We start from the raw sequence: 24,448 nt of genomic DNA on the forward strand, positions 1-24,448 counted from the left end.
TGGAGGAAAACAATGGAGGTGGAAACTTCATGGCAGAGAAAGTAAACATGCCATCCCAGAAGAAAGAAAAGAAGAAAAAGAGGAAGAAAAAACTTCCTTCGGATTTTTATGATTATAACCTGCTGGCCTGCACTATTTTGCTGGTCAGCTTCGGACTGATTATGCTGTACAGCGCGAGCGCCTACGAGGCGGCCAGTACATTCAAGGGAAATGATATGTATTATTTCACGCATCAGGCGGGGCTTTCTGCTATTGTTCTGGTGGGGATTGTGATATTGTCGAAGTTTGTAGATTATCATAGTGTATGGTTCCAGCGGATTGCAGCACTGGTATACTGGGGAAGTCTCCTTCTGATGGCGGCGGTAAGGTTTACGCCGCTTGGTTATGAAGCCTACGGGGCGAGAAGATGGCTCCGGATCGGCGGTGGCAGTCTTCAGCCTGCGGAGATTGGAAAGCTGGGGCTGATTCTGTATTTGCCATACATTATCCTGAAGATGGGAAAAAATATGCGTACCATCCGCGCAAAAGCAATTGTCCTCGGACTTGGCGTGCTGCAGGCGCTGGCTGCGTGGATTCTGACGGACAACCTGAGTACCGCCATTATTCTGGGACTCATCGCCTGCGTCATTTTGTTTCTGGCGGACCCGGAGGTGAAATTTTATGCGCGTGTGATTCCGGGCGCGGCGGTAATTGGCGTTTTTGCGATTATCATTTTAAAAAATAATCTGCAGATCTTTGAAAGAATAGGCGGTGACTTCCGGTCGAACCGTATCTATGAATGGCTTTCCGGAGGCAGCTATCAGATTCTGCAGGGACTTTATGCGATTGGCTCCGGTGGATTTCTCGGAAAAGGACTTGGCAACAGTACGCAGAAGATTACAACAATTCCGGAAGCACAGAACGATATGATCTTCTCGATCATCTGCGAGGAGCTTGGAATATTTGGCGCGCTTCTTGTATTGCTGCTGTTTGGCTACTTGCTGTACCGTCTGTTTGTGGTTGCACAGAATGCGCCGGACGCGTATGGAATGCTGATGGTGAGCGGCGTTTTTGCACATATTTCCATTCAGGTTATTCTGAACCTGTGCGTTGTTCTGAAACTGATGCCGGCAACGGGAATTACCCTTCCATTTATCAGTTACGGAGGAACATCGGTGCTCTTTATCCTGACGGAAATCGGCATTGCCCTGTGCGTCTCCCGCTTTATTGTGTTCCAGGATGGAAAGAGCGGAGAAGGAGAGGCGCAGGCGGAAGAACAGTAAAAGTAGAAAAATCTATTGACAAATGCCGGAATAACAGATACACTTTTTTCGAAAGAAATACTGGCTGCCGGGTAGAGGCAGGAAGGAGCAGAACAATGTTAGAAAAGATAAAAGAAATTTTAGTAGAACAGCTCAACTGTGATGCAGACAGCATCAACGAAGATACTTCTTTTAAAGATGACCTGGGTGCAGATTCCCTGGATCTCTACGAGATGGTTATGGCATTAGAAGACGAGTACGGAATTGAAATCGACACCGACGAACTGACAGACCTTTCTACCGTCGGCGACTTTATGGAATATTTGAAACAGCACGGCGTAGAGGTCTGAAAAAGAGCATTGCCGCTGGCAAAAGTGGAAGGATGGTGCAGCTCGGAAGAAACGCCGGGCTGTTTTCCATTCTAAATAAATGGTGGAAGGGAACAGACAAAAGGATTGTTCCAGAAAAACCAGAAATCAGGAGAAAAGAAAAATGAGCAATGTAAAAACAAGATTTGCACCGAGCCCGACAGGCCGGATGCATGTAGGAAATCTGCGTACTGCCCTGTATGCGTATCTGATCGCAAAACACGATGACGGAACCTTTATGCTCCGTATCGAGGATACCGACCAGGAGCGTTTCCAGGAAGGCGCACTTGATATCATCTACCGTACCTTAAAAGAGACCGGCCTGGTACACGACGAGGGACCGGACAAAGACGGCGGCTGCGGCCCGTACGTACAGAGCGAGCGTAATGCAGCAGGTCTGTACCTGAAATACGCAAAACAGCTGGTAGAGCAGGGTGACGCTTATTACTGCTTCTGTGACGCAGAGCGCCTGAGCCAGTGCAAGCGTAACGTAGGCGGAAAAGAAATCTCGATCTACGACAAACACTGCCTTGGTCTTTCCAAAGAGGAAGTAGAGGCCAATCTGGCAGCCGGCAAACCGTACGTCATCCGTTTCAATATGCCGACCGAAGGAACCACAACCTTCCACGATGAGATCTACGGAGACATCACCGTAAACAACGAGGAGCTGGAAGACCTGATTCTGATCAAATCCGACGGATATCCGACCTACAACTTCGCAAACGTCATCGACGACCATCTGATGGGTGTAACCCACGTTGTACGCGGTAATGAGTATCTGTCCTCATCCCCGAAATACAACCGTATTTACGAGGCATTCGGCTGGGAAGTTCCGGTTTACGTACACTGTCCGCTGATCACCAACGAGGAGCATCAGAAGCTGTCCAAACGCTGCGGCCATTCTTCTTATGAAGACCTGATCGATCAGGGTTTCTTAAAAGATGCCATTGTCAACTTCGTAGCCCTTCTTGGATGGAGCCCGGAAGGAAACCGCGAGATCTATTCTCTCGAGGAGCTGGTAAAAATCTTCGATTACCACCACATCAGCAAATCTCCGGCCGTTTTCGATATGACAAAACTCCGCTGGATGAACGGCGAGTACATGAAGGCAATGGACGACGAGAAGTTCTATGAGATGGCGCTTCCGTATATCCAGAAGACAGTCCACCGTCCGCTCGATTTTAAGAAAATTGCAGCCATGGTAAAAACAAGAATCGAAGTATTCCCGGATATTGCAGACCTCATCGACTTCTTCGAGGAAGTTCCGGAGTACGACGCTTCGATGTACACTCACAAAAAGATGAAGACAAACGAGGAGACCTCCCTTGCACTTCTTCAGGAAGTAAAACCGCTGCTGGCAGCGCAGGAAGATTTCAGCAATGATGCTCTCTTTGAGATGCTCAGCGCATTCGGAAAAGAAAAAGGATACAAGACCGGTTATATTATGTGGCCGATCCGTACCGCTCTTTCCGGAAAACAGATGACACCGGCCGGCGCAACGGAAATCCTTGAGGTTCTGGGAAAAGAGGAGTCTCTTGCCCGCATCGACAAAGCGATTGAGAAATTATCCAAATGATATATAATAATTCACAGAAAAAAGCGGTGATGCATACCACCGGCCCCATGATGGTCCTTGCCGGACCGGGGTCGGGGAAAACCGCAGTGATTACGGGGCGGACCTGCCAGCTTGTAACGAGCGGCATTTCCGCCTCTCGTATTCTTGTCGTAACATTTACGCGTGCGGCGGCAAAAGAGATGAAGGAGCGGTATTTGAAGGCGATGGGAAAGACGAGTACCCAGGTCACCTTTGGAACGTTCCACGGGGTATTCTACGCGATTCTGCGCCATACGTACCGCATGTCCGGCAACAATATTTTAAGCGAGGAAGAGAAAAAGCGGCTGATGCGCGAGCTGGTCAACCACTATGCCAGAGACCTGGAGGAAGAGGATCTCGAGGAAAATCTGGCGCGCGAAATCAGCACTGTGAAGAACAATCAGATCCCGCTGGAACATTACTATTCCGCCTGTATGCCGCAGGAAAAGTTCCGCGAAATCTATGAGGCGTATGAGAAATGGCGGAAGGAGAACAAAAAACTCGATTTCGACGATCTGATGGTGCAGTGCAAACGTCTCTTTCTGGAGCGGCCGGAGGTCCTTCGCGCCTGGCAGCAGAAATTTCAGTATATCCTGATTGACGAGTTTCAGGACATCAGCCCCGTGCAGTATGAGATTGTGCGGATGCTGGCGCTGCCGGAAAATAACCTCTTTATTGTCGGGGATGACGATCAGTCGATTTATCAGTTCCGCGGGGCCAAGCCGGAGATCATGCTGAATTTTCCGAAAGATTACCCGGGCGCGGCGCAGGTAGTGCTCGATAAAAATTACCGTAGTACGGAATTTATTGTGAAGCGGTCCCAATGCCTGATCCACCACAACAAAAAGCGGTATGAAAAGGCGATTTCCACCGACAACGAGAAAGGCGCTCCGGTTGCAATCCGGGGATATAAGAACCCGCGCGAGGAGATGCGTGCCGTTGCCGAGGAGCTGCGGGAGGCGGAGAAAAACGGCTGTCCATATGAAGAGATGGCGCTTTTGTTCCGCACGAATCTTGGCTGCCGGACAGCAGTAGAGGAACTGATGGAAGCACAGATCCCGTTCCAGATGCGGGATGCCCTGCCGGATCTCTATGACCACTGGATTGCGAAAGATCTGCTGACGTATCTGAATCTTGCGATGGGAAGCCGGAAGCGCGGCGAGTTTTTAAAGATTGCCAACCGCCCGAACCGTTATTTGTCGCGGGATGCCTTTGAGGAGGCGACTGTTTCGTTCGATGCACTTCTGGAATATTACGAAGAAAAAGACTGGATGTGCCAGCGGATCCGCAAACTGGAGCAGGATATCACGACACTGACGCATTTATCGCCGTTCGGCGCGGTCAATTACATCCGCTATGCGATCGGCTATGAACAGTATGTGAAGGAATATGCTGCATACCGCCATCTGAAAGAGGATGATCTGATTTCCGTTTTGGACGAGCTGCAGGAGGCGGCAAAGAGCCAGAAAAGCATCGAGGGCTGGTTTGCACATATTGAGGAATACCAGCAGAAGATGAAGGAAAAACAGAAGCAGCGCGCAGAGAGTGCGGAAGGAGTTATGGTTTCCACCCTGCACAGCGTCAAGGGACTCGAGTACGACAAGGTCTATCTTCTTGACGTCAACGAGGGCGTAATGCCGTATCAGAAAGCAGTCCTTGCGGAGGCGATCGAGGAGGAGCGGCGGATGTTCTACGTCGGAATGACGCGCGCCCGGAAAGAGCTGACGCTCTGTTATGTGGAGGAACGGTTTGAAAAGAAAGTCGAGCCGTCCCGGTTCCTGGACGAGGTGATCCAGTAAATTTGTACTGTTGTGAAAGATGTTGAAAATAAATTTACTAATTGATAAAATTTTAACAAATAATACATTGACAAAGTTTTAACAATAAAGTATAGTAATACCTGTAAGCGGGAACAATAAGATGACCGCAAAGCGAGGAGGAAAAACATTATGAAAATTTTATTTTACGATACCCAGAGCTACGACAGAGAATCTTTCGACCGAACCAAAGAGCAGTTTCCGGAAATTGAAGTGGAATATTTAAAAACCGGACTTGCTGCAAGAACCGCTTCCCTGGCAAAGGGCTACGATGCCGTGTGCGCCTTCGTAAACTCCGATGTCGGAACAAAAACCGTAGAAGCACTGCATGAGGCAGGCGTCAAGCTGATCCTGATGCGCTGCGCAGGCTTCAACAACGTAGATTTAAAGACAGCTGCAAAATACGGCATTGATGTACGCCGTGTACCGGGTTATTCCCCGGAGGCTGTAGCTGAGCATGCGATGACACTGGCCATGACGGTCAACCGCCACATGCACAAAGCATATACGAAAGTAAGAGAAAACGACTTCAGCCTGGGCGGACTGATGGGATTTAACTTCTATCAGAAGACCGCCGGAATCGTCGGAACCGGAAAAATCGGTGCGGCTATGGCAAGAATCTGCCGCGGTTTCGGCATGAAAGTCATTGCTTACGATGTATACCAGAATGAATCCTTAAAAGATTTTGTTACGTACGTAACTCTTGATGAACTGCTGGCACAGAGTGATCTGATCTCCCTGCACTGCCCGCTGATGGACAGCACATACCACATGATCAACCGCGAGAGCATCAAAAAGATGAAAGACGGCGTGATCCTGGTCAATACGTCCCGCGGAGGTCTGGTAAAGACAGACGACCTGATCGAGGGAATCCGTGCAAGAAAATTCTTCGGCGTTGGCCTTGACGTATACGAGGAGGAAACCCCGAACGTATTCGAGGACCGTTCCGATGAGATTCTGGAGCACTCCACCACAGCACGTCTCCTGTCCTTCCCGAACGTTATGATCACTTCACATCAGGGATTCTTCACCGAGGAAGCACTGCGTGCGATTGCAGAGACCACACTGCAGAATGCACTGGATTTCGAGGCAGGAAAAGAGACCCCGAACATTGTCCGTGCATAATGGAAATCCACTAGAAAACAGTTATTTTATAAGAGAACAAGAGACAACCCATTTTCGGCGGGTTGTCTCTTTTAAATTATGAGAAAATAGTGTATGATGGTAGATAGCAGAAAAAACGGCCAGAGGAAAACACTGGCCGGATACAAAAGGAGAGCAGGATTTTATGGACTGTAAAGAAGCAGAAAAATTAATACAGCCATACGTGCAGGGAAATATGCCGGAGAAAGAGATGGAACCGTTTATTTCCCATATCCGGAAATGCCATACATGCCACGAGGAACTGGAGACATATTTTATTGTGAACCGTGCGATGGCATATTTCGAGGATGACGCGCCCGATTCCTACAATCTGACAGGACTTCTGGAACGCGATCTGGAGAAAAAAGAGGAAGAAGCGAGACACCGCCGGTACAAAGATACGTTTTTCCGGGTGCTGATGCTGATTCTCGTTCTGTTTCTGGTGCTCCTGGCTCTGCACTATTTTGAAGTGATAGAATTACCCTGGCTGAAAGGATTATTATGAGTGATAAAATCGTATTACTGGACGGACACAGTATTCTGAACCGGGCTTTTACGGCGTACCGGATCTGTCCAATGCAGAAGGACTGCACACGAACGCCGTATATGGATTCCTGAATATTCTGTTTAAAATTCTCGATGAGGAGCAGCCGCAGTATCTTGCCGTGGCGTTTGACCTCCATGCACCGACATTCCGCCACAAAATGTATGACCAGTACAAGGGAACGAGAAAGCCGATGCCGCAGGAATTGCGCGAACAGGTCCCGGTGATCCAGGAAGTGCTCGCAGCAATGGACATTGAGATTGTCACAAAAGAGGGCTATGAGGCGGATGATATCTTAGGAACGCTCGGCCGCAAATGCGAGGCGGAAGGGATGGAAGTTACGATCGTATCCGGAGACCGCGACCTGCTGCAGCTTGCAACGGACCACATTCTGATCCGGATTCCAAAGACCGTAAAGCGTGTGACGACGATTGAAAATTACCACACGGCAGAGGTGCTGGAAAAATACAGTCTTCTCCCGAAACAGATCATCGATCTGAAAGCGCTGATGGGCGATACCGCAGACAATATCCCGGGTCTGCCGGGTGTCGGCGAGAAAACCGCGACGAAAATCCTGCTGCAGTACGAGACACTGGAAAATGCGCATGCACATTTCGAGGAGATCAAACCGAACAAGGCAAAAGAAGCGATGCGTGATCATTATGATCTGGCGGAATTAAGCAAAAAACTTGCAACGATTGATACTGATGCGCCGGTGGAGCTCGACCGTGAAAAAGCGGCACTCTCGAATTTTTATACACCAAAAGCGTATGAGATGTTCAAACGTCTGGAGTTTAAGAACCTGCTGGGCCGCTTCGAGGAGACGAATGCAGAACCAGAGGATGCCGTCTTTCTACGCACCGTAACGGATTTTTCCGAGGCGGAAGAACTCTTTGAAACCATCGCGGAGGAGGAGAAGGCAGGAGCCGCTCTTCTGACAGAAGAAACCCCGAAGGACGGACCGATGGCAGATCGGAGCCGTTCACTTGTCGGTATGGCAGTTGCGTATGGAAGCGGAGAGCCGGATGTTGTTTACTTCCCAGCAGAAGGTTTCCTGACCGGAGATTATTTAAAAGAAAAATTGACTGAGCTGCAGAAGCAGATTCCGGTTTTCTGCGTCATGGACGGAAAAGAATTTCTGAAGGATATGCCGGACGCCGATGAAGCCCATCTGTTTGATGCCGGAATTGCCGCGTATTTATTAAATCCATTGAAATCACAGTATTCGTACGATGATATCGTAAAAGAGTACGTACACCGCTATGTGCCGGCAATGGAAGAGATCTTCGGCGGAAGCAAGATTCCGGCCGCAGGAAAGATGACGCCGGAACAGCAGGAGTCGTATGCAGGTTATCAGGCGTATGCTGTATTTGCCGCACAGGAAAACATGGAAAAGCTGCTGAAGGAGCAGGGCATGTGGGATCTGTACCGGAATGTGGAGATTCCGCTGGTGTTTACGCTCCGTCAGATGGAAGCGGATGGAATCGCCGCAGAAAAAGAAGCACTTTCCGTTTACGGAGCTGAGCTGGCGGAGCGGATCAGAGAGCTGGAGGCACAGATCTACGAGGAGACCGGCGAGGAGTTCAACATCAATTCCCCGAAGCAGCTCGGCGTGATTCTGTTTGAAAAGCTGCAGCTTCCGGGCGGCAAAAAGACCAAGACGGGTTATTCCACCGCCGCCGATGTGCTCGAAAAGCTCGCACCGGATCACAAACTCGTTGCCGATATTCTGGAGTACCGCCAGCTTGCCAAACTGAAATCGACGTACGCCGACGGTCTGCAGGCCGTGATCGGGAAAGATGGAAGAATCCATTCGACATTTAACCAGACAATTACCGCGACCGGCCGCATCAGCAGTACTGATCCGAATCTGCAGAACATTCCGGTGCGGATGGAGCTTGGCCGTCTGATCCGGAAAGCCTTCGTGCCAAAGCCTGGCTGTGTCTTTCTGGATGCCGACTATTCCCAGATTGAGCTTCGCGTGCTGGCCCATATGTCGGGCGATGAAAACCTGATCGAGGCGTACCGCGAGGCGGAGGATATCCACCGCATGACGGCATCGAAAGTGTTCCATGTGCCGCTTGAAGAGGTAACACCGCTGCAGAGAAGAAATGCGAAGGCGGTCAACTTCGGTATCGTATACGGCATCAGTTCGTTCGGTCTGGGCCAGGATCTCGGCATCAGCCGGAAAGAGGCAGAGGCCTATATCCAGCAGTATTTCGAGACGTATCCGGGTATCCATGAGTTTTTGAACCGCTGCGTAGAGGATGCCAAAGAGAAAGGCTATTCCGTGACGATGTTCGGACGCAGACGGCCGATGCCGGAGCTGAAATCGAGCAACTTTATGCAGCGGTCATTCGGCGAGCGCGTTGCGATGAATGCGCCGATCCAGGGAACGGCGGCGGATATTATTAAAATAGCGATGATCCGCGTGGCGAAACGGCTGAAAGAGGAGCAGTTAAAGACCAGACTTCTTCTTCAGGTACACGATGAGCTGCTGCTGGAAGTGCCGGAAGACGAGCTCGAAAAGGCAGAACAGATCCTGGAAGAGGAGATGACCGGGGCAGCACATCTGGCTGTCAAACTCGAGATCGATATGCACACAGGAAACAACTGGTACGAGGCGAAATAGTGCACTCATACCAGGAGCGAAAGGATACAAAAGAATGAAAGTTTTTGGAATTACAGGCGGCGTGGGCGCCGGAAAAAGCGAAGTGCTCACGTACCTTGGACAGAATTATGATGCAACGGTGATCCAGGCGGACGAGGCAGGTTACCTTGTGATGCTGCCGGGCGGCGAATGCTATGGAGAGATTGTGAAGCTGTTCGGCAGACAGATCACCACAGAGACCGGCGAACTTGACCGGAAACGGATTGCTGAGATCGTTTTTCAGGACGAAGAAAAGTTAAAAGCCCTGAATGCGATCGTTCATCCGGCGGTAAAACGGTATATCAAAAAAGCCATTGCAGCCGCGGAAAAAGCAGGGACGGAATACGTCTTTGTGGAGGCCGCACTCTTAATCGAAGAAAAATATGATGAAATTTGTGATGAACTGTGGTATATTTATGCGGATGAAGAAGTCCGGAAGGAGCGATTGATCGAAGGACGCGGCTATTCCGAGAAGAAAGTTCGCGAAATCATGGCAAATCAGCTTTCCGAGGATGAATTCAGCAGCCACTGCGATTTTGAAATCGACAACAGCGGCGATTTTGAGGAAACAAAAAAACAGTTAGACCATAGGATGAAAAAATATGAAACTTTGTAGTATTGCAAGTGGTTCGAGCGGAAACTGCATTTTCGCGGGAAGCGAGACCACAAGCCTTCTGATCGATGCGGGCATCAGCGGAAAGCGCGTGGAGGCGGGGCTGGCTGTTCTCGATCGCAGCGCGAAGGAGCTGGACGGCATTCTCGTGACACATGAGCATTCCGATCATATCCAGGGCCTTGGCGTGCTGGCGCGCCGGTATGGTATTCCGATTTACGCAACGGATGGAACAATTCAGGCGATGCAGCAGACGAAGAGCCTTGGAAAGTTCCCGGAGGGGATTTTCCACACGATTCACGCGGATGACACGTTTACGCTGGGTGATATCGCCGTACATCCGTTTACGATCTCCCACGATGCGGCAGAGCCGGTCGGCTACCGCATGGAATCCGGCGGGAAATCGATTGCGATTGCGACGGATCTTGGCGTTTACAGCGATTACACGGTTCAGAATCTGACCGGGCTGGATGCCGTTTTGTTAGAGGCAAATCACGACGAGAACATGCTTGCGGTCGGACCGTACCCGTATCCGTTAAAACAGCGGATCGCCGGGGCGAAAGGCCATTTATCAAACCTGGCGGCAGGCCATCTCCTCTGCGAGATTCTGCACGACAATCTGCAGGAAGTGCTGCTCGGCCATCTGAGCAAGGAAAATAATTATGAGGCACTGGCCTTTGAAACCGTGGCCTGCGAGGTCACAACGGGTGATAATCCGTATCACTCGGGTGATTTTCATCTCGCTGTCGCTAAAAGAAGCGAAGTATCACCGTTAATTGAGGTTTAAATATACATTTTTAGAGCTACATACCATGTTTTTCGCAAGGCCGCCATTACCGGTTTTTCCGGGGCTTTGACATAAAACCAGAAAAAGGAGAATGGAAACATGAAGAAGACAATTATCACTGTCGTAGGCAAGGACACCGTGGGCATTATCGCAAAGGTATGTAATTATCTGGCAGAGAACCAGGTAAACATCGAAGACATTTCTCAGACGATTGTGCAGGGATATTTCAACATGATGATGGTAACGGACGTCTCCAAGAGCGAGAAATCCAACGCAGAGCTTGCAAAAGATCTGGAGAAGCTTGGAAGTTCCATCGGCGTTGTCATCCGCTGCCAGCATGAAGATATTTTCAATATGATGCACCGTATCTAAAGCGAAGGAGAAAAACGACATGATAAATCTGTTTGAAGTAAAGGAAACGAACGAGATGATCGAAAAAGAGAATCTGGACGTTCGTACCATTACCCTTGGAATCAGTCTTATGGACTGTATCGACTCCAATCTTGACAAGCTGAACCGCAAAATCTACGACAAAATCACGACGACTGCCAGAAATCTGGTTTCCGTAGGTGAGGAGATCGAGGGCGAGTTCGGTATTCCGATTGTAAACAAGAGAATTTCCGTTACCCCGATTGCCTTAGTCGGCGCAGCAGCCTGCAGAACGCCGGAGGATTTCGTGACGATTGCACAGACTCTGGACCGTGCGGCAAAAGAAGTCGGCGTCAATTTCCTCGGCGGCTATTCCGCTCTGGTAAGCAAAGGTATGACGACAGCAGATGAGCTTCTGATCCGTTCTATCCCGCAGGCACTGGCTGTTACGGATTTTGTCTGCAGTTCCATCAACCTTGGCTCCACCAAAACCGGTATCAACATGGATGCTGTCAAACTGATGGGTGAGATCATTAAGAAGACGGCGGAGGCAAGCAAAGAGAACAACTGCCTTGGATGCGCAAAACTCGTTGTTTTCTGCAATGCACCGGACGACAACCCGTTCATGGCAGGCGCTTTCCACGGCGTAACCGAGGCGGATGCCATCATCAATGTCGGCGTTTCCGGTCCTGGTGTTGTCAAACATGCTCTGGAAAAAGTACGTGGCGAGAACTTTGAGGTACTCTGCGAGACGATCAAGAAGACCGCATTTAAGGTAACGCGTGTCGGCCAGCTCGTTGCACAGGAGGCTTCCAAGCGGCTGAACATTCCGTTTGGTATCATTGACCTTTCCCTGGCACCGACTCCGGCGATCGGAGATTCCGTTGCGGATATCCTTGAGGAGATCGGCCTCGAGCACGCAGGTGCACCGGGAACGACAGCGGCGCTGGCGCTTCTGAACGATCAGGTGAAAAAGGGCGGTGTTATGGCATCTTCCTATGTCGGCGGTCTCTCCGGCGCATTCATCCCGGTTTCTGAGGATCAGGGTATGATCAACGCAGTCAACGACGGCGCACTGACCATTGAAAAACTCGAGGCAATGACCTGTGTCTGCTCCGTAGGTCTTGATATGATCGCCATCCCGGGAGACACGAAAGCATCGACCATCTCCGGAATCATCGCAGATGAGCTTGCCATCGGTATGGTCAACCAGAAAACAACGGCAGTCCGCCTGATCCCGGTCATCGGAAAAGGCGTGGGCGAGACCGTAGAATTCGGCGGCCTCCTCGGCTATGCACCGATCATGCCGGTCAACAACTTCTCCTGCGAGGCATTCGTCAACCGCACCGGAAGAATCCCGGCACCGATTCATTCGTTTAAAAACTAAAAAGACAGCTGAAAAGCCGGCAGTGATCCTGAATGGAAAGGATCGCTGCCGGCTTTTTTACCATCTGCGCAAATAAAAATAGTAATTTTAAGGAATGTATAGTATGATATATTACATACTGATAATTTTACTTGCAACCCATAAAAAGTGTAAGAAAAAATGAATTATTACGGGGAACTTCAGCGGTAGCAGCCGTTGTTCTAGCAATACCTCTGCGGATGTGGATGTGAAGGCCGCCATAGAAAACACAAAGTATTATTTGAACAAAAACGGCAAAATGCAGACTGGCTGGCAGAAGATCGGTGGAAAATGGTATTACATGGATAAGAACGGAGCGCTGCAGGAATCTAAATGGATCAGCGGAATTTATTATGTAAAAGTCGATGGGCAGTCCGTTCGTCTGATGAAAGACCGGAAAGCTTTCCTTCCTCCCGGTAAATCGCACGGATCTGGTTCATGATGAGGTACAAAACAGACTGTTTCCTCAGATCTTTCGGTATGACCTCCAGTGCCTCATGGAACTTGCGCCTGTAATGTACCCAGCACCCTGCGATCTTCAGATCTCCAAAATATGATGTTCCTCAACTTCGACTTTTCAGGCACAAAGCGGTAACATCTGGATATGGCATCTGGAAGCTGTTTTCATTCTTTTTGCCGATCTGTTTTTTCTTTTTGGCTGCTCTTATTGGACAGCACGATCTGTTCCATCATCAGCTGCATCTTATCATTGCGGGTCTGTGTCTGTTTTGTCAGTTCCTCCATCTGATCCTGAAGACAGAGAAACAGAAGAAAATATATCTGCCGAAAGTCCATTTCCGTTTTTGATACACATCACTGGAACTTTTGGCACAGTTGCTGTTCTTTTTTTGCCTTTTAACGCTAAAAGGTAATGTTTTTCTTGTGTGCAGTAAAGTGTTAGAGTATAATAAAACCAGTTTTTTTGCATAAGTTTAAGCGGAGAATCCTGCCGTAGCAGGATCCTTTCTTACGGTGTTATTTCACAGACGTAACCATAATAGTTTTACTGCAGGGGGGGATAGAAAATGAAAACAAAAGAGATTCAGGAACTCTATCAAATAAAATTACATAGTATGGACACGATCCTGCATCAGATATCGCTTATGGATCAGGTGGAAAATGAGCAGGAGCTGTCAGAAATCATTCACTCTTTGTTGCAGGCGATTGGAAACTATACAGGGGCAGACCGGGTATATGTTTTTGACTGGGAAACCGATCAGAAGGACAGTCTGAGCAATACATTTGAATGGTGTGCCGATGGAGTGGCACCAGAGATAGATAACCTTCAGGCAATCCCGGTCAGTTCGATGCCGAACTGGGTGAAACGATTTGAAAACAAGGAAGTAATCGTGATTCATGATCTGGAAGCGACAAAAAATTCTGAACCGGAAGAATATGAATTGTTAAAAACACAGGAAATATGTTCCTTGATTGCGGTGCCGATTTATGCCAATCATCAGATGAATGGATTCATCGGGGTAGATAATCCTGATTTGAGGCAGAATGAGATTTCCATTACACTGCTGTCTGATGTTGGCGGACATCTTGGATGTGTGAGGGAAAATCTGAAAAGTACGGTACTGTTGAAAAAGGCTCTTGATGAGGCGACAAAGAGGTCAGAGATTATTGCCGCAATTGCTACGTTGTATGTAACAATCGTACAAGCCAATGTTAAAGAGCGGACATATGAGCTTTTGAAAGGCCATGACCTTGTGCAAAAAATCCTTGGACAAAAGGGGAAAATTGATGATGTTATGGAAAGACTTCCAACAGCATTTGCCGCCCAGGAAGAGAGAGAAAAATACCGGGAGTTTCTTGACTTTGATACATTGACAGAGAGACTTCGTAATACGAATTCTGTTTCGATTGAATTTATGGGAGTAAACGGAGAATGGCGGCTGGCCAGATTTATTGTAAAGAGCAGAGATGCACATGGAAACGCTGTGGATGTGCTTTATGTCGTACGAGATATTACGGAAGAAAAATCACGGGAACTCATGTATCAGAAACAGCTTAAGGAAAGCATGGAAGATGCTCATCGCGCGAATCTTTCAAAAACAGCCTTTCTCCGGCGTATGAGCCACGATATCCGTACACCGCTAAACGGAATCGTGGGGATGATCCATATCGCTGAAAAATATAACAATGATGTGGTCAAGTTAAGGGAATGCAGGAAGAAGGTACTTCAGTCCGCCGATTATCTGCAAAATCTGATCAACAATGTCCTGGATATCGGCAAACTGGAATCCGGTTCCCTTGTGTTGGAACATAAATCCTTTGATCTGGCAGAACTGTTAAGGAATAATCTGACGGTTGTTGCAATGAGTGCTTATGAGAATGGTGTAAGATTTGAAGGCGGCGTGGAAGCAAGCACAATCCGCCACAGATATTTGATTGGAAGTCCGGTACATCTGAGCAGGGTTTTAATGAATCTTTCTTCCAACGCGATTAAATACAATCATTTTCATGGAACAGTGAATGTTCATTGCGAAGAATTATCGGATGATGGGAATATAGCTGTTTTTCAGTTTGTATGTTCAGATACCGGTCTTGGTATGAGTGAAGAATTTCAAAAACATGCGTTTGATGCTTTTGCGCAGGAAGGCAAACAGTCAACTACAACATTCAGTGGCTCCGGTCTGGGACTTTCGATTGTCAAAGATATTGTTGAACGGATGGGTGGAACGATAGAACTGGAAAGCGAAGAAAATGTAGGAAGCACGTTTACGGTTACGGTTCCATTTGAAATAGATTATTTGGCTGAAAATAATGATTCACAGAAGGACAGCTACTCACAGGATATGGATCTGTCAGGAAAACGGGTGCTTCTTGTTGAAGATAATGTCATTAATATGGAGATAGCCATGCAATCCTGGAGGAGGAGCATCTGAACATTACAGAAGCGAAAAACGGAAAAGAGGCATTTGAAATATTTCAGAATTCCAGGTTGGATGAGTATGATGTCATCATCATGGATGTGATGATGCCGGTCATGGATGGGCTGGAAGCAACAAAAGCAATTCGTATGCTGGAACGTGAAGATGCCAAAAAGATTCCAATCATTGCCATGACGGCAAATGCTTTTGAGGAAGATCGGAAAGCATGTCTGGAGGCCGGGATGAATGAACATATTGGAAAGCCGATTGATATTCCGCAATTAAAAAGAGCGATCACAAAACTGCTGACAAAAAGGGGTAGTAAACGCAAAAACATAATCATTCATTGAAATTAAGAAGAACTATAGTAATTGGAATTTTAGCAGTCACCGTGGCAGGGTGCAAAAACACAGATAACACGAAAGAAGAAACCGAAAAGCCTGTTATTACTCTCGGCTGCGACAGCTATCCACCATACAATTATCTGAATGAGGATGGTGTACCGACAGGAATTGATGTAGAACTGGCTACGGAAGCATTCAAAAGAATGGGATAACAGGTGAAGGTTGTCCAGATCAACTGGGAGGAGAAAAAAGAACTGGTGGAGAGCGGCGAGATTGATTGTATCATGGGCTGTTTTTTCTATGGAAGGACGTCTTGACGATTACCGCTGTCCAGTCCACAACCAAACCGAAAAGCATCTTTCTGAACCGGACGGATGAGAGGATCCCAAAGCTGGGAAATCTGATCATCCTGGGACACCGGGAGCTGATCTATACGTTTCTGGGAAAAGGATATGTAGATGCGGTTGCTGCACACGAGGAATCTATCGTTCAGTATAGGAAGGATTATGATGCAAGCTGCCGTATCCTGGAAGAGCCTCTGATGATCACCGGAATAGGCGTTGCTTTTGCAAAAGAGGATGACAGGGGAATCTGTGAGCAGATGGGCCAGACACAGGAAGAGATGCGTCTGGATGGCACATCCCTGAAAATCATTGAAAAATACCTGGATGATCCCCAGAAGTATCTGGAGGTGGAGAAAAACGGATCCAGCTGCTCGGCGGTCTGATAGGAATCTGTGTAGCTGTAGTCTCTCTGTTTTATTTCTTCCACGCAGAAAAAGCAGAAGCAGAGAAAAGAATGGTGGAGATTGTAAACTATGTGAAAGTGCAGTGTTCCACTACACCCATTATAATGAATCTTCGGAATCCAAAAGTCTCCTCCGTGCCATTGAAAGTGCCAGACAAATGAGTACAAATATTAAAATGGAAACAGAAAACGGCGGGCAGCTAAGAGAGGATTTCCTGAAAGAAAAAAGGTGCCGACGTGACAAAAACATGGGATGGTCAGGAAGCTGTTGAACTGTTCAGAAATAGTGAACCTGGTGAATTTGATGTCATTCTTATGGACATTATGATGCCGGTCATGAATGGTTATGAAGCTACAAAGATGATTAGGTCTCTGGACAGAGAGGATGCAAAGAAAATACCGATCATTGCAATGACAGCAAATGCGTTCACGGAGGACAGAATAAGGGAAAAAGAAGCAGGGATGAATGAACATGTTGCTAAGCCTGTTGATGTGGAATTACTGATGAAAGTAATTTATAGCGGGAGTGCTATGAAGCATTAATAGTACATGAGAAAACAAGGAGGAATTCAGTTGTTGGAGAAAGCGGTTCAGGCTGCAATATATGAAAAAGCTCTTAAAAATCATTATATAGAAATCCTGTACATTGATTTTGAAGATACTCATGCGTTATGCATCTGGCAATATAGATGATCTTAATCGGATAAAACAGCAGATGACGATGGAAGCAATCACACAGGGAACAGCAGAACACATCATGCATCATGTTATGATCAATTTTATACTGAATGGTGAGATGCGTTTCATGCAGTTTGACTTTACAAGAGAAAGTGCAGATACAAAAAATGTTTTCCTGTTTGTGGAGGACTATACAGTTCCACAGCAGCAGATGATGCTGCTGCTGGAAAAAAGCTGGTTCTATAACAGAACCAGCTTTTTTGTGTATTCATGGACGAACTGTGTCCCTGTTTTGTGAGAACGGACAGTCTCGTAAAAAAGAGAGGCCTGTATATCGCTCTCAAAGGCGGCAAGTGCATCGCCGGTAAGAAGCCGCGGGGCGTCGGCTGCCTTGGCAATGAGCGGCAGAGAAGAACGTCTTCTAATCTCTTTTAACAATGCACCGGCACTTTTTCGGAAACCGAGAACACGGTTATAGCCGGCCGGGTACAATGTTTTCTGGTTCAGAAGCAGATGCATCAGGGCACGGCTGATGCGGGTGTAGGTCATCTCTTTTGTTTTGAGCTGCAGGGCGAACTCCGAGAATGAGGAGCATGCGTGGCGCTGGCGGAGGATGCGGTTGGCAAGATCCGGCGAAAGATCAAGATAAGAGGAAAGGGATTCCTCGTTTCTGTGAGGAGCCGCGCGGCGAGGAGCAGGCTGAAATCATCGCTGGAAAGCAGGCCGTGTGCGGTGACGGCGTCCTGGAAAGCGGGATAGACTGCTTCCGGCATGCAGGAGGCGAGCGCGGACAGTTCCGGATCCTTATGCGGATTGGAAAAAAGAAGATTCCGCATTGCTGTAGCAGAAGGGAGTGCCTGTGTGAAAAGCGCTCCTTCGTGGTAGCCGCTGCCCTCCCGGCGGATCGTTACCGGCCGAATGCGGCTTTGTGACAGCAGAAGTGCCTGGACATATTCAATGCCTAAAATATTGTTTGGTTCTTTTAAAAAGGTATCAAGTTCTTCTTTTGAAAGCGAAGAGAAGGAAGCGCTGTCAGAAAAATAAGCGGAAAGTGCCTGTGCGCGCGCCGTCGGGAAGGAAAGTCCGTTCCGAAGCAGACCGGAGAGCAGCTCGCGGTATTCCTCCGGCTCGTGGAGCAGAACATCAGCGAGTTCCAGAAACGGCGCCGTGTCTCCATATTCACTGCCAAAGCAGAGAAAATCGACGCAGCCAAGCGCAGTAAGAAGCGATACCGCCCCGCGTGCGAAATGCTGTGCACTGCCGAGTGCAAAGTGACACGGAAGCTGTAAGATAAGGTCCGCGCCGCCAAGAAGCGCCAGCTCCGCACGGTCATGTTGGTCAAGAATCGCAGGTGCGCCGCGCTGGACGAAATCGCCGCTCATAATCACGACAAGATAGTCCGCCCCGGTCAGTTCCCTGGCTTTTGCCAGCTGATAAGCATGGCCGTTATGAAAAGGATTATATTCTGCAATGACTGCGGTAATGGTCATAAAACGTACCTTCTTTCGAAAAAAATAGCACGATTCCAAACAGAGAGGAACCGCGGATCACATAGCCCTATCGTAACAAAAACAGAAAAGGAATGCAAGAATTCCTCCGTTTTGGATTTTTTGTCCAGTTGTTTTGAATTTTATACTTGCGAAAGGGCAAAAAGCGTACTACAATGAGAATATCGAGTAAATTTATCGAAAGGAGTCAAAAGATCATGGGATTTATTGACACAATTAAAGCAAGAGCAAAAGCAGACAAAAAAACAATTGTACTGCCAGAGTCAGAAGACAGAAGAACATATGAGGCTGCTGCACAGATCCTGAAAGAGGACCTTGCAAATCTGATCATCATCGGAAGCGAAGAGGCAGTAAAGAAAGGCAGCGAGGGACTGGATGTCTCCAAAGCTACTATTGTAGATCCAGAGAAAAACGAGAAAACACAGGCTTATGTAGATAAGCTGGTAGAGCTTCGTGCAAAGAAAGGCATGACTCCGGAGAAAGCAAGAGAGACCATCCTGAATGACTATACATATTATGGCGTTATGATGGTTAAAATGGGAGATGCAGACGGACTTGTTTCCGGTGCCTGCCATTCTACCGCAAATACCCTTCGTCCATGCCTGCAGATCTTAAAGACCAAACCGGGCACAAAACTCGTATCCGCATTCTTCCTGATGGTAGTTCCGGACTGCGAGTACGGCGATGACGGTGTATTCGTATTCGGTGACTGCGGTCTGAACCAGAACCCGAATCCGGAAGAGCTGGCTGCAATCGCAGAGTCTTCCGCAGAGTCCTACCGCATGCTGACCGGAAACGAGCCAAGAGTTGCTATGCTTTCCCACTCCTCCAAAGGAAGTGCAAAACATGCTGATGTAGACAAAGTTGTTGAGGCTACCAGAATTGCAAAAGAAGCAAACCCGGATCTCGCTCTCGACGGCGAGCTGCAGCTTGATGCAGCAATCGTTCCGAGCGTAGGTGCATCCAAAGCTCCGGACAGCAAAGTAGCAGGAAAAGCAAACGTTCTGATCTTCCCGGATCTGGATGCCGGAAACATCGGATACAAACTGGTACAGAGACTGGCAAAAGCAGAAGCATACGGCCCAATGACGCAGGGTATCGCAGCTCCAGTCAACGATCTGTCCCGTGGATGCTCCGCAGAGGATATCGTTGGTGTTGTAGCAATCACTGCTGTACAGTGCCAGGCACAGTAAGCACGAAATAAAACCAATTACAAGCGGTTTTCTGGCCGGCTGCGGAGAACAGGCCGGCCAGAAGTTTTAATAAGACTTTTAAAATAGGAGAATTTAGAAATGAACGTATTAGTAGTAAACTGCGGAAGTTCCTCTCTGAAATTCCAGCTGATCAATTACGATAACCGTGACGTCCTGGCAAAAGGACTCTGTGAGAGAATCGGTATCGACGGACGCCTCGTTTATGAGCCAAAGAACGGCGAAAAAGAGGTAACAGAAGCAGCAATGCCGACACACGTAGAGGCAATCCAGATGGTTCTGGACGCTCTGGTAAACGAGAAGAGCGGCGTCATTAAGAGCCTGGAAGAAGTAGATGCCATCGGACACCGCGTTCTGCACGGCGGAATGAAGATCACAAACTCTGTTATCATCGATGACGAAGTAATCAAAGTTATCGAGGAGTGCGCTGACCTTGGTCCTCTGCACAATCCGGCAAACCTGATGGGAATCAATGCCTGCATGAAACTGATGCCGGGCGTTCCAAACGTAGCAGTATTTGATACCGCATTCCATCAGACCATGCCTCCGAAAGCATATATGTACGGTATTCCGAAAGAGTACTATGAGAAATACGCAATCCGTAAATACGGCTTCCACGGAACTTCTCATAAATTCGTATCCAAGAGAACCGCAGAGTTCCTTGGCAAAGACTACAACGATCTGAAGATCATCGTATGCCATATGGGAAATGGTGCTTCCCTTTCCGCTGTAAAGAACGGCAAATGTGTAGATACCTCCATGGGCCTTACCCCGCTCGAAGGTGTGATCATGGGAACCCGTTCCGGAGATATCGATCCGGCTTTTGTTGAGTATCTGTGCAACAAAGAGAACCTGACCGTATCCGAGGTTCTGAACATTCTGAACAAGAAATCCGGTATGCTCGGCATGACCGGCATCTCCAGCGATTACCGTGATGTATCTGCAGCAGCAGAGGCAGGTAATCAGGATGCCATCAACTGTCTGGAAGCATACGCTTACCGCATTATCAAATACATCGGTTCCTACATCGCAGCTATGGGCGGCGTAGATGTGATCACCTTCACCGCAGGCCTTGGAGAGAACGCTATTCCACTTCGTGAGACCATCTGCAAAGCATTTGAGTTCATGGGTCTGGAATTCGATTCTGAGGCAAATAACTGCCGCGGCGTTGAGAAGATCATCACCAAAGAAGGCTCCAAGATTACAGCATGCGTGATCCCGACCAACGAGGAAATCGCAATCTGCGAGGAGACTGTAGAGTTAGTAAAAGGAAAATAAAAAATAATTCAAAAAGCAGTTGACAATTCTTACCTTCCCGGGTATAATTGGTAAAGTGTGATTAGGAGAACAATATGAAAATCAGTCTGACCAAGTTATTTGCGCAGGACGGAAAGTCCGAAAAGTATGAAATTCCGCTTACATCCGAAACTTTTTCGATCGGCGGGCAGGACTATCGGGTAATCGAAAAACATCCTGTTATCCTTGGCCTTACGCATGAAGGCAATCGTGTGATCACGATCACCGGCAGCGCAGACCTTACAATGGAGATTCCATGTGCAAGATGCCTGACACCGGTAGCGACTCCATTCCAGCTCGAGTTCGATCTGCAGATTGATCTGAATCTGTCGGAGGAAGAACGCGAGGAAAAAGAAGAGGACTCTTCGTTTGTGGAGGGAGACGAGCTCGATGTGGAAGAACTGGTTCGTAATGAGCTCATAGTCCAATGGCCGATTCGAGTGCTGTGTAAAGATGACTGTAAAGGAATCTGCAGCCGTTGTGGTGCGAATCTGAATATTCAGACCTGTGATTGTGATACCACAGGGCTAGACCCCCGAATGGCTGCAATCAAAGATATATTCAGCAAATTTAAGGAGGTGTAACTATGTCCATTTGTCCTAAGAATAAATCTTCCAAAGCAAGACGCGATAAGAGAAGAGCAAACTGGAAAATGTCTGCTCCGAACCTTGTAAAATGCAGCAAATGTGGTGCTCTTATGATGCCGCACAGAGTTTGCAAAGCTTGTGGTTCTTACAACAAAAAAGAAGTCGTTGCAATGGACTAATATTCATAAATCGGAATCAGTTCCGATGTGCAATGCAGCAAAAGGCTCCCGTCACCGGGGGCTTTTTGTTGTCTCTGCGGGTTGTCTGGAAGCGTCATATAAAAGATTTGACGTGGTGTGTCGTGATGTGCTATAATGGTCTCGGTGAGAATTGAAACAATATTGCAACATTTTCGTAACAATTATAAAAAAGGAGTGCAAAGCATATGAAGAATAGACGAATCATATTTCTGGCAGCATGCATGTGCAGTGTAGTATTCCTCTCAGGATGTTCCACAGACAGTCTGATGGATAAAATGATGGGAACTGAGACGACGGTTTCGTCTTCGGCCAGTGTAGATATTTCAAAAGAGGACAGCGATGCTGTTCATGTAGATGCCAATCTGGAAAAGCCGGTTTTTTCGGTAAATCCGGTGGAGAGCCTGCAGATTCCCGTTGGAAATACATCTGGAAAGCTGACTTGTGAGGCAGGAATAACGGGAGAAGGCACAGTAACATATCAGTGGTATAAGAACAACGTAAATTCCAACGGCGGAGGAACGCCGATTGAAGGCGCAACAGAAGTGACATACCAGGTCGATACTTCGGCGGAGGGCAAAGATTACTATTACGTTGTGGCAACAAACACGGTTGGAAATACCGTTTCCATGGCGACGAGTACAGTAACAGAAGTTACGGTAATTCCGGCAGGGAAATGGGTTCAGAATGAAAACGGATGGCAGTATCAGAATAATGATGGAAGCTATGCAACCAATACCTGGCAGAATATCGACGGCTACTGGTACGTGTTTGATGAAAATTCATACATGGTGACAGGATGGTACTGGAGCGGAGAAGAATGGTATTATCTGGCGGACAACGGTCAGATGCAGACCGGCTGGTTCACGCAGGATGGTGAGGAATATTATTTGGATCCGGATACCGGTGTCATGGCACGGAATACAACCATAGACGGTCATGAGATGAATTCGAGCGGAGTCAAGGTTCTTAAGAAAAATAAGATAAAACAGAGCGGGTGGATTTTGGAAAGATAAATCCACCCGCTTTTTTGGAATACAGGAGAAAGCGCGGATGGGCATTTGTGCTTGATTTTTGCAAAGGAGTTTAGTATAGTTAATACAGCACTTGCATGAGTGCTTTTAGAGCGTGGTTGAAAACGGTTTTTTGAAAGAAAAAGAGTTTTCAAACGCGCTTTAGAAAAGAGAAAAGAGGAAAAAACATGAGTGACTTAGTCAGAGTTGCAGTGGACGCGATGGGCGGCGATTATGCGCCTGTGGAGCCGGTAAAAGGCGCCGTTGAGGCCGTAAACGCAGATGAACGTGTCAAAGTCCAGCTGGTCGGCCAGGTGGATGTCATCGAAAAAGAACTGCAGAAATATACGTACCCGAAGGAGCGGGTTGAGATCGTTCCGGCAACCGAGATCATTGAGACGGGAGAGCCGCCGGTCAATGCGATCCGCCACAAAAAAGATTCTTCGATCGTTGTCGGCATGAAAAAAGTGCGCTGCGGAGAGGCAGACGCGTTTGTCTCCTCCGGAAGCACCGGAGCAGTCCTGGTCGGCGGACAGACGATCGTAGGACGCATCAAGGGCGTAGAGCGCCCGCCGCTGGCTCCGCTGATCCCGACGAAAGACGGTGTATCCCTTCTGATCGACTGCGGTGCGAATGTTGATGCAAGACCGTCCCATCTGGTGCAGTTTGCCATGATGGGTTCCATCTATATGGAACACGTTGTCGGCATTAAAAATCCGCGTGTGGGAATCGTGAATATCGGTGTGGAAGAAGAAAAAGGAAACGCGCTCGTCAAAGAGACGTATCCGCTTCTGAAAGAAAACCCGTATATCAACTTTGTCGGCAGTATCGAAGCAAGAGAAATTCCAAACGGAGCCGCAGACGTTGTTGTCTGTGAGGCGTTTGTCGGAAACGTTATCTTAAAGCTGTATGAGGCGTCGGCGCGACCCTGATTTCCAAGGTAAAACAGGGCATGATGACATCTCTGCGCAGTAAAATCGGAGCCCTTCTTGTGAAACCGGCGCTGAAAGAGACACTGAAGTCTTTTGATGCCAGTGAGTACGGCGGAGCACCGCTGCTTGGCTTAAAAGGACTCGTTGTAAAAACGCACGGAAGCTCAAAAGCCAACGAATTTAAAAATTCCATTCTCCAGTGCATTTCATTTAGCGAGGAGAAGATTCCGCAGAAAGTGCAGGAGCATCTGGCAGACTATAAGAGCAGCAGGGAGGCAGCGAAAGATGGAATTTGAGAAATTACAGGAGATCATTGCGGATGTATTAAACGTAGATCCGAATGAAGTAACCATGGAGACAACCTTTACAGATGATCTGGGAGCGGATTCCCTGGATGTATTTCAGATTGTGATGGGAATTGAAGAAGAATTTGATATCCAGATCGAAGCAGAAGAAGCAGAGCACATCGTATCGGTTGAGGATGCGGTGGAAGCGATCAAAAAGAAACTGGCAGAATAATAGAAAATG

At 47.9% G+C, this 24,448-nt stretch carries 21 protein-coding genes and 5 pseudogenes; 24 read left to right on the forward strand and 2 right to left on the reverse strand.

The annotated features are described in order from the left end of the window. The first annotated feature begins 29 nt into the window (after positions 1 to 29). The 12 genes and pseudogenes from DW965_RS10070 to DW965_RS20495 all read left to right on the forward strand — a co-directional run bounded on the left by DW965_RS10070 (position 30) and on the right by DW965_RS20495 (position 12,973). On the forward strand, positions 30 to 1,262 hold the full coding sequence (locus DW965_RS10070) for an FtsW/RodA/SpoVE family cell cycle protein (RefSeq protein ID WP_022462711.1): 1,233 nt from the start codon (positions 30 to 32) through the stop codon (positions 1,260 to 1,262). A 95-nt stretch (positions 1,263 to 1,357) separates the two neighbouring features. After that, on the forward strand, positions 1,358 to 1,591 hold the full coding sequence (gene acpP / locus DW965_RS10075; RefSeq protein WP_022462712.1) for an acyl carrier protein: 234 nt from the start codon (positions 1,358 to 1,360) through the stop codon (positions 1,589 to 1,591). 142 nt (positions 1,592 to 1,733) lie between these two features. After that, a complete protein-coding gene (gltX, locus tag DW965_RS10080) occupies positions 1,734 to 3,185 on the forward strand; it encodes a glutamate--tRNA ligase (protein WP_117813956.1) in 1,452 nt (483 codons plus the stop codon). Then, on the forward strand, positions 3,182 to 5,002 hold the full coding sequence (locus tag DW965_RS10085; protein ID WP_118660317.1) for an ATP-dependent helicase: 1,821 nt from the start codon (positions 3,182 to 3,184) through the stop codon (positions 5,000 to 5,002). The genes gltX and DW965_RS10085 overlap by 4 nt, the downstream gene beginning before the upstream one ends. 150 nt (positions 5,003 to 5,152) lie before the next feature. Further along, positions 5,153 to 6,145, forward strand: coding sequence for a 2-hydroxyacid dehydrogenase (locus tag DW965_RS10090; RefSeq protein ID WP_022462715.1), 993 nt, complete (start codon positions 5,153 to 5,155; stop codon positions 6,143 to 6,145). 163 nt (positions 6,146 to 6,308) lie between these two features. Continuing rightward, positions 6,309 to 6,668 carry a zf-HC2 domain-containing protein gene (locus DW965_RS10095; RefSeq protein WP_022462716.1) on the forward strand — a complete coding sequence of 120 codons (360 nt, stop codon included), beginning with the start codon at positions 6,309 to 6,311 and terminating at the stop codon, positions 6,666 to 6,668. Then, positions 6,665 to 9,339, forward strand: a pseudogene (gene polA / locus DW965_RS10100) (DNA polymerase I). The gene DW965_RS10095 and the pseudogene polA overlap by 4 nt, the downstream one beginning before the upstream one ends. Before the next feature lie 34 nt (positions 9,340 to 9,373). Beyond that, a complete protein-coding gene (gene coaE, locus DW965_RS10105; protein ID WP_117510320.1) occupies positions 9,374 to 9,973 on the forward strand; it encodes a dephospho-CoA kinase in 600 nt (199 codons plus the stop codon). Further along, on the forward strand, positions 9,960 to 10,757 hold the full coding sequence (locus DW965_RS10110) for an MBL fold metallo-hydrolase (protein ID WP_055218850.1): 798 nt from the start codon (positions 9,960 to 9,962) through the stop codon (positions 10,755 to 10,757). Before coaE ends, DW965_RS10110 begins: the two co-directional genes overlap by 14 nt. 99 nt (positions 10,758 to 10,856) lie before the next feature. After that, positions 10,857 to 11,129 (forward strand): ACT domain-containing protein, encoded by a 273-nt coding sequence (locus tag DW965_RS10115; RefSeq protein WP_118601355.1) that lies wholly within the window; start codon positions 10,857 to 10,859, stop codon positions 11,127 to 11,129. A 19-nt stretch (positions 11,130 to 11,148) separates the two neighbouring features. Continuing rightward, positions 11,149 to 12,513: a PFL family protein gene (locus DW965_RS10120; protein WP_055267333.1), complete on the forward strand. Its 1,365-nt coding sequence runs from the start codon at positions 11,149 to 11,151 to the stop codon at positions 12,511 to 12,513. Between the two features lie 226 nt (positions 12,514 to 12,739). Continuing rightward, the gene (locus DW965_RS20495; RefSeq protein ID WP_055267335.1) at positions 12,740 to 12,973 is read left to right on the forward strand and encodes a hypothetical protein; all 234 of its coding nucleotides are present in this window, start codon (positions 12,740 to 12,742) and stop codon (positions 12,971 to 12,973) included. On the opposite strand, the pseudogene DW965_RS10130 reads toward DW965_RS20495, so the two are convergent. Further along, positions 12,894 to 13,076, reverse strand: a pseudogene (locus tag DW965_RS10130) (IS66 family transposase); the annotation flags it as partial. The gene DW965_RS20495 and the pseudogene DW965_RS10130 sit on opposite strands and share 80 nt — an antisense overlap. A 480-nt stretch (positions 13,077 to 13,556) precedes the next feature. Here DW965_RS10130 and DW965_RS10140 point away from each other — a divergent pair. The 5 genes and pseudogenes from DW965_RS10140 to DW965_RS22565 all read left to right on the forward strand — a co-directional run bounded on the left by DW965_RS10140 (position 13,557) and on the right by DW965_RS22565 (position 17,474). Then, positions 13,557 to 15,422: a GAF domain-containing sensor histidine kinase gene (locus DW965_RS10140; protein ID WP_119198351.1), complete on the forward strand. Its 1,866-nt coding sequence runs from the start codon at positions 13,557 to 13,559 to the stop codon at positions 15,420 to 15,422. A gap of 2 nt (positions 15,423 to 15,424) precedes the next feature. Next, entirely contained in the window at positions 15,425 to 15,757 is a 333-nt protein-coding gene (locus DW965_RS10145) for a response regulator (protein WP_243036594.1), read from the forward strand. Next, positions 15,754 to 16,478, forward strand: a pseudogene (locus DW965_RS22560) (substrate-binding periplasmic protein). Before DW965_RS10145 ends, DW965_RS22560 begins: the two are co-directional and overlap by 4 nt. A gap of 257 nt (positions 16,479 to 16,735) precedes the next feature. After that, positions 16,736 to 17,041 (forward strand): response regulator, encoded by a 306-nt coding sequence (locus DW965_RS10155; RefSeq protein WP_416388356.1) that lies wholly within the window; start codon positions 16,736 to 16,738, stop codon positions 17,039 to 17,041. A 178-nt stretch (positions 17,042 to 17,219) separates the two neighbouring features. Next, on the forward strand, positions 17,220 to 17,474 hold the full coding sequence (locus DW965_RS22565) for a hypothetical protein (protein ID WP_117805084.1): 255 nt from the start codon (positions 17,220 to 17,222) through the stop codon (positions 17,472 to 17,474). On the opposite strand, the pseudogene DW965_RS10165 reads toward DW965_RS22565, so the two are convergent. After that, a pseudogene (locus DW965_RS10165) lies at positions 17,417 to 18,666 on the reverse strand (tRNA(Met) cytidine acetate ligase). The gene DW965_RS22565 and the pseudogene DW965_RS10165 sit on opposite strands and share 58 nt — an antisense overlap. Positions 18,667 to 18,881: 215 nt before the next feature. Between DW965_RS10165 and pta the strand changes: the two are divergent. The 7 genes and pseudogenes from pta (at position 18,882) to acpP (DW965_RS10200) (ending at position 24,439) form a co-directional block, all read left to right on the forward strand. Continuing rightward, positions 18,882 to 19,877: a phosphate acetyltransferase gene (pta, locus tag DW965_RS10170; protein WP_022462726.1), complete on the forward strand. Its 996-nt coding sequence runs from the start codon at positions 18,882 to 18,884 to the stop codon at positions 19,875 to 19,877. Between the two features lie 99 nt (positions 19,878 to 19,976). Beyond that, the gene (locus DW965_RS10175; RefSeq protein ID WP_022462727.1) at positions 19,977 to 21,173 is read left to right on the forward strand and encodes an acetate kinase; all 1,197 of its coding nucleotides are present in this window, start codon (positions 19,977 to 19,979) and stop codon (positions 21,171 to 21,173) included. Between the two features lie 74 nt (positions 21,174 to 21,247). Further along, a complete protein-coding gene (locus DW965_RS10180) occupies positions 21,248 to 21,775 on the forward strand; it encodes a YceD family protein (RefSeq protein WP_055267341.1) in 528 nt (175 codons plus the stop codon). A 2-nt stretch (positions 21,776 to 21,777) separates the two neighbouring features. Further along, positions 21,778 to 21,957, forward strand: a complete 180-nt coding sequence (gene rpmF, locus DW965_RS10185) for a 50S ribosomal protein L32 (RefSeq protein ID WP_022462729.1) — start codon at positions 21,778 to 21,780, stop codon at positions 21,955 to 21,957. Between the two features lie 206 nt (positions 21,958 to 22,163). Continuing rightward, positions 22,164 to 22,991 carry a hypothetical protein gene (locus DW965_RS10190; RefSeq protein WP_119198353.1) on the forward strand — a complete coding sequence of 276 codons (828 nt, stop codon included), beginning with the start codon at positions 22,164 to 22,166 and terminating at the stop codon, positions 22,989 to 22,991. Positions 22,992 to 23,176: 185 nt separating this feature from the next. Then, a pseudogene (gene plsX / locus DW965_RS10195) lies at positions 23,177 to 24,216 on the forward strand (phosphate acyltransferase PlsX). Next, positions 24,206 to 24,439, forward strand: a complete 234-nt coding sequence (acpP, locus tag DW965_RS10200; protein ID WP_117802558.1) for an acyl carrier protein — start codon at positions 24,206 to 24,208, stop codon at positions 24,437 to 24,439. Before plsX ends, acpP (DW965_RS10200) begins: the two are co-directional and overlap by 11 nt. Positions 24,440 to 24,448: the final 9 nt, after the last annotated feature.

The sequence above is a fragment of the Blautia sp. AM47-4 genome (assembly GCF_003479865.1).
GTDB lineage: Bacteria > Bacillota > Clostridia > Lachnospirales > Lachnospiraceae > Fusicatenibacter > Fusicatenibacter saccharivorans.

Bases quoted from the DNA above. Each gene is read 5' to 3' on its own strand.
- DW965_RS10070 (WP_022462711.1), top strand. From the start codon at position 30: ATGGCAGAGAAAGTAAACATGCCATCCCAGAAGAAAGAAAAGAAGAAA.
- DW965_RS10120 (WP_055267333.1), top strand. From the start codon at position 11,149: ATGATAAATCTGTTTGAAGTAAAGGAAACGAACGAGATGATCGAAAAA.
- coaE (WP_117510320.1), top strand. From the start codon at position 9,374: ATGAAAGTTTTTGGAATTACAGGCGGCGTGGGCGCCGGAAAAAGCGAA.
- DW965_RS10190 (WP_119198353.1), top strand. From the start codon at position 22,164: ATGAAGAATAGACGAATCATATTTCTGGCAGCATGCATGTGCAGTGTA.
- DW965_RS10140 (WP_119198351.1), top strand. From the start codon at position 13,557: ATGAAAACAAAAGAGATTCAGGAACTCTATCAAATAAAATTACATAGT.
- DW965_RS10175 (WP_022462727.1), top strand. From the start codon at position 19,977: ATGAACGTATTAGTAGTAAACTGCGGAAGTTCCTCTCTGAAATTCCAG.
- DW965_RS10115 (WP_118601355.1), top strand. From the start codon at position 10,857: ATGAAGAAGACAATTATCACTGTCGTAGGCAAGGACACCGTGGGCATT.
- acpP (WP_117802558.1), top strand. From the start codon at position 24,206: ATGGAATTTGAGAAATTACAGGAGATCATTGCGGATGTATTAAACGTA.
- acpP (WP_022462712.1), top strand. From the start codon at position 1,358: ATGTTAGAAAAGATAAAAGAAATTTTAGTAGAACAGCTCAACTGTGAT.
- DW965_RS10110 (WP_055218850.1), top strand. From the start codon at position 9,960: ATGAAACTTTGTAGTATTGCAAGTGGTTCGAGCGGAAACTGCATTTTC.
- rpmF (WP_022462729.1), top strand. From the start codon at position 21,778: ATGTCCATTTGTCCTAAGAATAAATCTTCCAAAGCAAGACGCGATAAG.
- DW965_RS10085 (WP_118660317.1), top strand. From the start codon at position 3,182: ATGATATATAATAATTCACAGAAAAAAGCGGTGATGCATACCACCGGC.
- DW965_RS10095 (WP_022462716.1), top strand. From the start codon at position 6,309: ATGGACTGTAAAGAAGCAGAAAAATTAATACAGCCATACGTGCAGGGA.
- pta (WP_022462726.1), top strand. From the start codon at position 18,882: ATGGGATTTATTGACACAATTAAAGCAAGAGCAAAAGCAGACAAAAAA.
- DW965_RS10090 (WP_022462715.1), top strand. From the start codon at position 5,153: ATGAAAATTTTATTTTACGATACCCAGAGCTACGACAGAGAATCTTTC.
- DW965_RS10180 (WP_055267341.1), top strand. From the start codon at position 21,248: ATGAAAATCAGTCTGACCAAGTTATTTGCGCAGGACGGAAAGTCCGAA.
- gltX (WP_117813956.1), top strand. From the start codon at position 1,734: ATGAGCAATGTAAAAACAAGATTTGCACCGAGCCCGACAGGCCGGATG.
- DW965_RS22565 (WP_117805084.1), top strand. From the start codon at position 17,220: ATGGAAGCAATCACACAGGGAACAGCAGAACACATCATGCATCATGTT.